Below are 8,190 nucleotides of genomic sequence, written 5' to 3'. Positions count from 1 at the left end.
GCCGGTGGTGATCAGGTGTGGTCGATGTCCCACAGGACCAGCGTCTTCTCGGCACTCACCATTCGAGCCTAATGATCGATAACACCCAGGACATCCCGTGTGGGATCGGGCATCAGGCGAGCACCGCGCCGCGACGGTCACTCCGCCGCATGGGGTCTGCGTTGGGCGGCCTCGACGTAGGCGTCCCTCAGCAGGCTGAGGATCTCCTGGTCCACCGGGTTGGTCAGGGAGTTGTTCTGGCGGATCTCGTTGGGGAACCGTTCGTCCAGCCGGGCCAGCGCCTTGGGGGCCTCGGCCTCGATGACCGTACGCTGCGGGCTGACGTAAGCGCCGCGAGCATTCCAGATGATGATCATGCTTCGAGTCTGGCCCGGCAGCCGCGGGCTCAGCACCCAACGTCCCTTGCCCACGGTCGTGTACAGCGTGGCCAGCCCTTCGCTTTCCAGTTCGTGCGCCCAGGCGCTGAGGAGGCGGAGCTGCTCGCGATGGGCCGGGTCCGCGCTGTCGATGCTCGCGGTGAACAGGGCCGATCCGGCCACCGGCCTGGCCTCCCGACTCGGGCTCGGCGGTCGGACGGGCGGCGGCAGGGGGGACCGCTCGGGCTCGATCAGCTGGGGCACCAGCACCTGGGTACCCTGGACTTCGTACGCCGACACGGTCACCAGGTCGATGTCGAGCCGTTCGTTGGTGACCGCCTGCAGATATCCGGCGAGATCGATCAGGTCGGGTGATGCGGCGTCGAGCACCACCACGCACCGAATCCGGCCCTCCTCCAGAGCCGTGGTCATGCGGCCACGGAAAACATCGAGGTCTACAGAGCCGTCGGCGATCTCCGCCCCGACCGCCTCGGCTATCGAGGAGGCTCCACGCTTCGTCAGGTGTGGGCGGATGAGTTCTTCGAACGCCTCGGGCGACAGCCGGAAGAGGTGTGACGCGTAGCCGAGGACCTGTGTGAAGACCGTCCTTCGGTCCGCGTTGGCCGCGAGCTTCACCTCGATGACCACGGGCTGGCCGGTGTCGGCGTCCACCGCGACCAGGTCGGCGTACCCGTTGCCCAGAGGAACCTCCCGGCCCAGCATCACCAGCCTCGGCTGTCCGCGCAGCGGCAGCATGGCGGGGGCCTGCTCGATGCTGTCGTGAAGATTTTCCTCCCGGAGGAACGGCTGCGTGGGCAGCGGAACCAGCCCCTCCGGAGTGTCCTGCCAGATTCCCGTCATCGACCCCGCCTCGTGATCTCCCGATGACGTCAGCGTTCCACCCGGCCCAGACCCCGTCCACCCGTGCTACGAGATCGTTGCGAACGGGTCGCGCTTTAAGCAGGGGCAGGACCCCGAACTTGATCAAGATGGGGCTGGAACGCCCCCGCGCGGATATTTCGGTCGGGCTCATCCGGCGCGGTTATGGCGGATGCTGGACCGTCTCAACCGATGCGTTTGGCGGCGGTACGCCCCTTGTCCCACTGTTCAATAACCAACTGGTAGCACGTGTTCTCTCGCGATCCGGTGCCGCTGTTGTTGTAGCCGCCGTTTGAGGCCTTGGTCAAAACTTCGGCGCGCCAGCGCGCCGCTGTGCCCCGCTTGAGCATCTTCTTCGCGAGTTCGTTGTCATCGATGCTGGAACCGTGGCGATTGAGGAACATCGCTACGCCGCCCAGGATCACGCCATCCCAGGTCTCCTTGTCCCTGCCCCAGGCCGCCTCAACCACCGTCAGAGTTCGGTTCAGGATTTCCGGCCCGTATTGCCTGGTGATGCGCAACACGGCCGATACTGCGCCTACAGTGTTCGTCGAGCTCGAACCCAAGCCGAGGTTATGGCTTTTGAGCACGCGATCCACGTTCACGCAGAGAGCGTCACCGGCAGTCAAGCCAACCTTGTACTCGTCCAGCGTGCTGACCTTCGCTGACTCCCGGTTCTTGATGAGGAAGAGAGTCGCCTCCTGCTGCTGGTTGAGGCCATAGTGAATTTCCGCCTTGATCGTCCGAAGGCCCCTCATCCTGCAGGCCGCGGTGCGGTGCATGCCATCGACGACGTACCGGTTGCCGTCGGCACGCTCAGAGACCACGATCGAGCCGAGAGCATCCACGATCAGGCCGTCAGAGATGTCCTTCGCTCGCTTCTCGTTGAGCCCACGTTGCGCCTCCTCATCGATCTTCAGGGAGGCGATTTCGACCTCGGCGCCGTACTCAACGCGGTGGTCAGGGAGTTCGTAATGGAAACGGGACTTGGCCATCGGGGGTACCTCCGCATCGAAGGTTGGCTGGGGCTGCTCGCGTCGCAGTGTTGTTCTGTGTAGTCAATTTACACGCTACAGACGTGTGGCTCAAGCTGAAACAACCTTGACTTGGGCGTCGAGCAAGAACTGCTGCTGCCCATTGCCTCGAAGCGGCCCGTAGATACGGTCATGCGGGCGGTATCTGCCCAGGTCTCGGCCCTAGTCGGGTTTGAGGCGCTGGCTTGATAACAAAGATGCAACGCGGGCCGTGCGTGAGAGTGTGGCGGTGCTCAAGCGAGAGACGCGGCCGTTGCTCACTGCCTTGGCTCGACGGATCTTTCGGGACCTTCGGAAAGAAGTTACGCTGGCCGGCGATCATAGGAGGCTGCCTCCTGCGATGACATGGACAGGAGGCGCCTCTCCGTGGACGACGCACCAGCTCTGGGCCTGTACGACTCGTTGCTCACCCGGCAGCTCGCCCAGCTGACCGACTCCTGGAGTAGGTCAGGCCATCTCGTCGAGCGTGCCGATGTCGATCAGGAGGAGGTCGCCCACCTGCTCGGCCGTTTCATTGGTGAGACGGCTGCCCGGGCGTTCGCCTCGCTCAAGGGGCACCCCGAGAAGCAGGTGGACCTGGCCAACCAGCTGCTGCGGCACCTGGCCGATTCCGAGATCCTTGAGGAGGTCGTCGAGGACGGACCGCGCCGCCTGCTGTCGGTCGTCAAAGACGCACCCGGCGCGAGCTCGCCCGCGCGTCCGCTGACCTCGCTGTCGGAGGCGGCGCTGCTCACCAACGCTCCGGAGGATCCGAACCTGGCCCACGAGCTGGCGACCGAACTGGCCAGCGCTGACCGGGTGGACCTGCTGTGCGCGTTCGTCAAGTGGTCGGGGTTACGCATTCTGGAGCAGGCGCTCGCCGAACTGCGCCGCCGAGACGTTCCGCTTCGAGTGATCACGACGACCTATATGGGTGCCACCGAACGGCGCGCGCTGGATCGACTGGTGGGTGACTTCGGCGCCGAGGTCCGGATCAACTACGAGCAGAACTCGACCCGGCTGCATGCGAAGGCCTGGCTGCTGCGTCGCCGTACCGGGTTCGACACCGCCTATGTCGGCAGCTCCAACCTGTCGCGGGCCGCCCTGCTGGACGGACTGGAGTGGAACGTCCGCCTGTCGTCGGTCACTACGCCACGGCTGCTCGACAAGTTCGAGGGCACCTTCGACTCCTACTGGAATCGGCCTGAGTTCGAGCCGTACGACCCGGCGGCCGACGGCGACCGGCTCGATGAGGTGCTGTCTCACGCACAATCGGGCAAGCGGATCTTCGATATCCCTGCGCTGCTCCCACACCCCTTCCCCCACCAGCGGGAGATGCTCGAAGACCTCGACGTCGAACGCACCGTGCACGACCGGCATCGCAACCTGCTGGTGGCCGCCACCGGAACCGGGAAAACCGTGGTGGCCGCGTTCGACTACCGGAATCTGCAGCAGAGGCTGGGGCGCCAGCCCTCCCTCCTGTTCGTAGCGCACCGCAGAGAGATCCTGATGCAAGCGCTGCGCACCTACCGGCAGGTGCTCGCCGCACCCGACTTCGGCGAACTGCACGTCGGAGAGGAGCGCTCCAAGAACTGGCGTCACGTGTTCGCTTCGGTGCAGTCGCTCACCTCACGCGGCATCGACACCTTCGCCCCCGACCACTTCGACGTCGTGGTCATCGACGAGTTCCATCACGCCGCGGCGAGCACCTACCGGCGAATCATCGATCACCTCAAGCCGAAGGAACTGCTCGGGCTCACCGCCACCCCCGAGCGGGCCGACGGGACCTGGGTCCAGGACGAGTTCTTCGACGGTCGCATCGCCTCAGAACTACGCCTCTGGGACGCCTTGGACGCGGACCTGCTCTGCCCGTTCCACTATTTCGGAATCAATGATGAGACCGACCTCAGCCAGGTGAAGTGGTCTCGGGGCTCCTACGACACCAGTGCGCTCGACAATGTGCTCACCGGCGACACCGCCCGCGCTCGGCTGGTGTTCAACGCCCTGCTGGACAAGGTCAGCGAGTTGAACGCGGTCCGTGGGCTGGGCTTCTGCGTCTCGGTACGGCATGCGCGTTTCATGGCCGAGTTCTTCACTAAGGCCGGCCTGCCGTCCCTGGCCGTCGACGGGACGACCGACGAGGACGACCGCAGGGCCGCGCTGGGAGACCTGCGCGACGGGAAGGTCACGTTCCTGTTCGCGGTGGACCTGTTCAACGAAGGCTTGGACGTCCCCGACGTCAACACGCTGCTCCTGCTGCGCCCTACCAAGAGCGCGACTGTGTTCCTCCAGCAGCTCGGCCGCGGGCTTCGCCGTACCCCCGACAAGGACGTGCTGACGGTTCTGGATTTCGTCGGCCAGCACCGTAAGGAGTACCGGTTCGGGAACCGATTCCAGGCGCTGACCGGGCTGGCCAGGGGGCGCCTGAAGGGCCAGGTGGAGAGCAACTTTCCGCGGCTGCCGTCGGGATGTCAGATCGTCCTGGACCGGGTCACCAAGGACCGCCTGCTCGCTGAGCTCAAGACCCATCTCAGTGCCACGGTCACCACGCTCAGCCAGGAGATCCGCTCCTGCGCCGAGACGTCCCTCATCAGATATCTCGAAGCGACCGGGCGCGACATCGGAGATCTCTACCGCAACCGGCGCTACTGGACCTCGCTGCTGCGCCGTTCGGGGCTTATCCGGGAGGATGCCTCTCCGATGGAGGAAGTGCTCGGCCGCCGCGTGCGAGCCTTGCTCCACGTGGACGACCGGCGTCGGGCCGAGACGTACGTCCGGCTGTTGCGGCCTGACGCCCCGCACTACGACGACTGCGCTCCCATCGACCAGGCCTTCGCCCGCATGCTGTTCTTCTCGTTCTGGCGGGAGGGAGGCGGGTTCGGCTCGTACGAGGAAGGGCTCGCGCTGCTGCGCGCAGAGTCCGGGCTGGCCGAGGAGATCAGGCAGGTGCTCGACTATGGTCTCGATCGCCCGCGTCACGTGGCCCGGCCCCTGCCGGATCCGCTGCGGCAGGTGCCGCTCGCCGTCAACGCCCGTTACTCGTCAGAAGAGATCCTCGCTGGCCTCGGCTGGGCCGTGCTGGGCAGATCCCTGCCGTCGACCTTCCGTGAGGGCGTCGCGTGGAGTCCGGCCACGCGGTGTGACGCGCTTCTTGTCACACTGCACAAGAACGAGAAGGAGTTCTCACCGCAGACGATGTACCGGGACTTCGCCCTCACCCCGGACCTGTTCCATTGGGAGTCCCAGAACCGCACCAGCGCCCGGTCAGCGACCGGACTGCGCTATCAGAACCATGAAAGGGAAGGCAGTCACGTCCTGCTGTTCACTCGGGAGCGCAAGGAGGACGAGAACCGTCATCCCGAGCCGTTCGTCTTCCACGGCACTGTGCGTTACGTGGAACATCGCGGCGAACGGCCTATGGCCATCACCTGGCAACTCGACGAGGAGATGCCCGCCGACCTGTTCCGCCGCGCGGCCATCGCGGTATAGCCGCCACGATCTCGGCTCTCCCACGGGAGGGGGCAGTGCGTGGGTGGCGAGCGGACGGGTTTACTGACTCTGCTTTATACGGCTCGACCGGTAATGATGTTGTGCCAGAGTTCCTGCGCCCGGACGGAGGGGAGCCACTCGGTTTCCATCACCTGCTGCCCGCTTCGACCCCGGTCGGTCCGCCGTACGAAGAAGAGGCCGCCGGCCTGGCACAACTCGTAGATCCGCACCTTGCACTCACAGGTGTGCTCTTTCACTCTGACCCGAGCGCAGCGGCGCTGTGGCTTCAGCCACCGGACCATCACCGCGTCGGGCTGCGCGGCGGCGGCGTGAATACCGTGGTAGGGAACCGGAATCACGAGTCCCCCAAGTGCTCGGCGGCGAGTCGGGTCTGCTCTTCGAGCTGTACGGCCAGGTCGGTGAGATCAGTCGCGTAGATGGTCATGGCCAGGTCGGTCTTGCCGAGCATGTCGAGGGGAAGCTGACGCCTCCGGGTCGCCGACGGCCGCTTGTCGCCGCGGACCACCCAGCCGTCGCCGTACACCTCAGTGAGCATTTGAAGGGGTGATTGTCCATCGTAGGCGGAATCCGTGTGATGGTGGTTCACAGGTCAGGACCTCGCTCCTTGATTGAGGGCCCGTACGCGCTGCATTCGCTATGGTGGGCCCGTTTTTCTGTGTCGCAGTCGTCGACGTGATGCGGTCAGGGCTGTGCGCTTCCCGCTTGGGTACTCGGCAAAGGGCTGCTCTGTGTCGTAGAAGTTTCGTCTCGCGGATCTTGGGCTCCTATGCCGCTTCACGGTCTTCCGCAGGCAGCAGCAGACGGAGTCGCCCGTAGAACGCCAGCAGCGCTACTGGCGGCCCGTTGACACACCACGCCCGGCACCGGCCGCGAACGCGCTCGACGAGGTGGGCCTTGCCTGAAAGCGGGTCCGGGACCACCGCGAGTTCCACCCCGGGCCAGGCGGCGTACGGGTCCAGGTAGGTGCGGGCGGCCAGGATCGTCGTGACCACCGTCTCCCACAGCGACTCCTCTGCCTCGGCGAGGCTGGAGTAGGGCACGCCCTTGCTCACGGTGTCGCTGATCAGCACGACCAGCGGTTCGGGGTCCGAGAGGAGGTGATATTGCTCATCACGCCACACGTAGGTGTGATGCGCCCGATTGCCGGGATCATGGAAGATCATGCACTTCGACCTTTTCTCATGTGACAAGCCGTTGTCATATATGACAATGGCTAAAGAGTATGGTGCATGTCAACCAACTCAGCCAAGAATCGAGAGGGGTCGCCCGGTGTCGGGGCACGCCTACCAGCACATCGCCGATGAACTCGCGACGGCGATCCTCGCCGGCCACTACCGGCCGGGAGACAGGCTGCCCAGGCAGAAGGACTTGGCCGAGCAGTACGAGGTCTCCGCGATCGTCATCCAACAGGCCATCGCTCTGCTCAAGAACGCCGGCCTCGTCGACAGCGCGGGTCGCGGCGGGACCATCGTCCGAGATCGGCCGCAGATCCGCCGGATCAGTTCCAAGCGTTACCAGGCCGACCGCGGCCCGCAGGACGAGCCGCGGACCAGTTTCACCCACGATGCGGGGATCACGTGGTCGCAGTACCGACTCGACAAGGCATACCAGTGGATTGAGGCGGACGAGCGCCTGGCCGAACTCTTCGGTGTAGAAGCAGGGACACGGGTGCTCGAGCGGCGGTTCGTGTTCTACGCCAACGGCATCCCATCGCAGATGTCTCGGCCGTGCCTGCTGGCCGCCGACGTGGAAGGTACGCCGGTCGCGGACCCGCACAACGAGCCATGGCCGGGTGGGACGATCGCGCAGATGCGCACGCTCGGGTTAGAGGTAGATGAGATCACCGAGTCGGTCGCGACGCGCATGCCGACCCGGGAGGAAGCGCAGACACTCGGGATCGGTCCGGGCGTGCCGGTGTTTTCGATCACTCGGCGTATGCTCGCGGGCGGACGCGTGGTCGAGGTCGCCGACCCGATCGTGATCCCGGGCGATCGCGCGGTGCTGGACTACGACATCCCCCTTTAGCCCGACTCGGTTCCATCGCCTGCTGTCCGCTCCGGCACCGGTCGGTCCGCCGTACGAAGAAGAGCCCGCTGGCCTGGCATAACTCGTAGGTCCGAAACCTGTCCTCGCGGGTTTGCTCCCATAGGGTCAGAATGTCGTCATGGCGAAGATCAAAGAGTTCTTTAAGGACACCAAGACTTCCGGTCCGCACCCCACCGAGGTGGAGTGCGGGTATCAGGTGATTCGTGGGCGCGAGGGCGTCTTATTGCAGCTCAGCACCTATGGATCGGACAGTCGGCAGTCTGAGAAGAAGACAAGCCAGACTCTCCAACTTGATCGCGAGCACGCGGCCGAACTGCTTCGCATCATTATCCACGCCTTCCCAGACCTGAAGGATGAGGCCGGGGGAGGCCTCCGGTAAATGGGAC

Annotated in this window: 8 protein-coding genes; 3 read left to right on the top strand and 5 right to left on the bottom strand. The window is 65.0% G+C overall.

Annotated features, from left to right (window positions below; translation table 11 throughout):
• Positions 1 to 137: 137 nt before the first annotated feature.
• Both Mth01_RS26880 and Mth01_RS26875 read right to left on the bottom strand, forming a co-directional pair.
• Positions 138 to 1,217: a PDDEXK family nuclease gene (locus Mth01_RS26880; RefSeq protein ID WP_204018756.1), complete on the bottom strand. Its 1,080-nt coding sequence runs from the start codon at positions 1,215 to 1,217 to the stop codon at positions 138 to 140.
• A 203-nt stretch (positions 1,218 to 1,420) separates the two neighbouring features.
• On the bottom strand, positions 1,421 to 2,230 hold the full coding sequence (locus Mth01_RS26875; RefSeq protein WP_204018755.1) for a DUF6551 family protein: 810 nt from the start codon (positions 2,228 to 2,230) through the stop codon (positions 1,421 to 1,423).
• A 405-nt stretch (positions 2,231 to 2,635) separates the two neighbouring features.
• Between Mth01_RS26875 and Mth01_RS26870 the strand changes: the two genes are divergently transcribed.
• Positions 2,636 to 5,737, top strand: coding sequence for a DUF3427 domain-containing protein (locus Mth01_RS26870; protein WP_204018754.1), 3,102 nt, complete (start codon positions 2,636 to 2,638; stop codon positions 5,735 to 5,737).
• A gap of 74 nt (positions 5,738 to 5,811) precedes the next feature.
• Here the strand turns inward: Mth01_RS26870 and Mth01_RS26865 are convergent, their stop codons facing one another.
• From Mth01_RS26865 to Mth01_RS26855, 3 genes are all read right to left on the bottom strand, one after another.
• Positions 5,812 to 6,096, bottom strand: coding sequence for a hypothetical protein (locus Mth01_RS26865; protein WP_204018753.1), 285 nt, complete (start codon positions 6,094 to 6,096; stop codon positions 5,812 to 5,814).
• Positions 6,093 to 6,293, bottom strand: a complete 201-nt coding sequence (locus tag Mth01_RS26860) for a hypothetical protein (RefSeq protein WP_204018752.1) — start codon at positions 6,291 to 6,293, stop codon at positions 6,093 to 6,095. The genes Mth01_RS26865 and Mth01_RS26860 overlap by 4 nt, the downstream gene beginning before the upstream one ends.
• A gap of 229 nt (positions 6,294 to 6,522) precedes the next feature.
• Positions 6,523 to 6,921: a hypothetical protein gene (locus Mth01_RS26855; protein ID WP_204018751.1), complete on the bottom strand. Its 399-nt coding sequence runs from the start codon at positions 6,919 to 6,921 to the stop codon at positions 6,523 to 6,525.
• A 106-nt stretch (positions 6,922 to 7,027) separates the two neighbouring features.
• Between Mth01_RS26855 and Mth01_RS26850 the strand changes: the two genes are divergently transcribed.
• On the top strand, positions 7,028 to 7,783 hold the full coding sequence (locus Mth01_RS26850) for a GntR family transcriptional regulator (protein WP_204018750.1): 756 nt from the start codon (positions 7,028 to 7,030) through the stop codon (positions 7,781 to 7,783).
• Positions 7,784 to 7,922: 139 nt separating this feature from the next.
• Positions 7,923 to 8,183, top strand: a complete 261-nt coding sequence (locus Mth01_RS26845; protein WP_204018749.1) for a hypothetical protein — start codon at positions 7,923 to 7,925, stop codon at positions 8,181 to 8,183.
• Positions 8,184 to 8,190 lie beyond the last annotated feature (7 nt).

Source organism: Sphaerimonospora thailandensis (assembly GCF_016863115.1).
In the GTDB taxonomy this organism is placed as follows: Bacteria; Actinomycetota; Actinomycetes; order Streptosporangiales; family Streptosporangiaceae; genus Sphaerimonospora; species Sphaerimonospora cavernae.
This window is presented reverse-complemented; position numbering and strand designations above follow the sequence as displayed.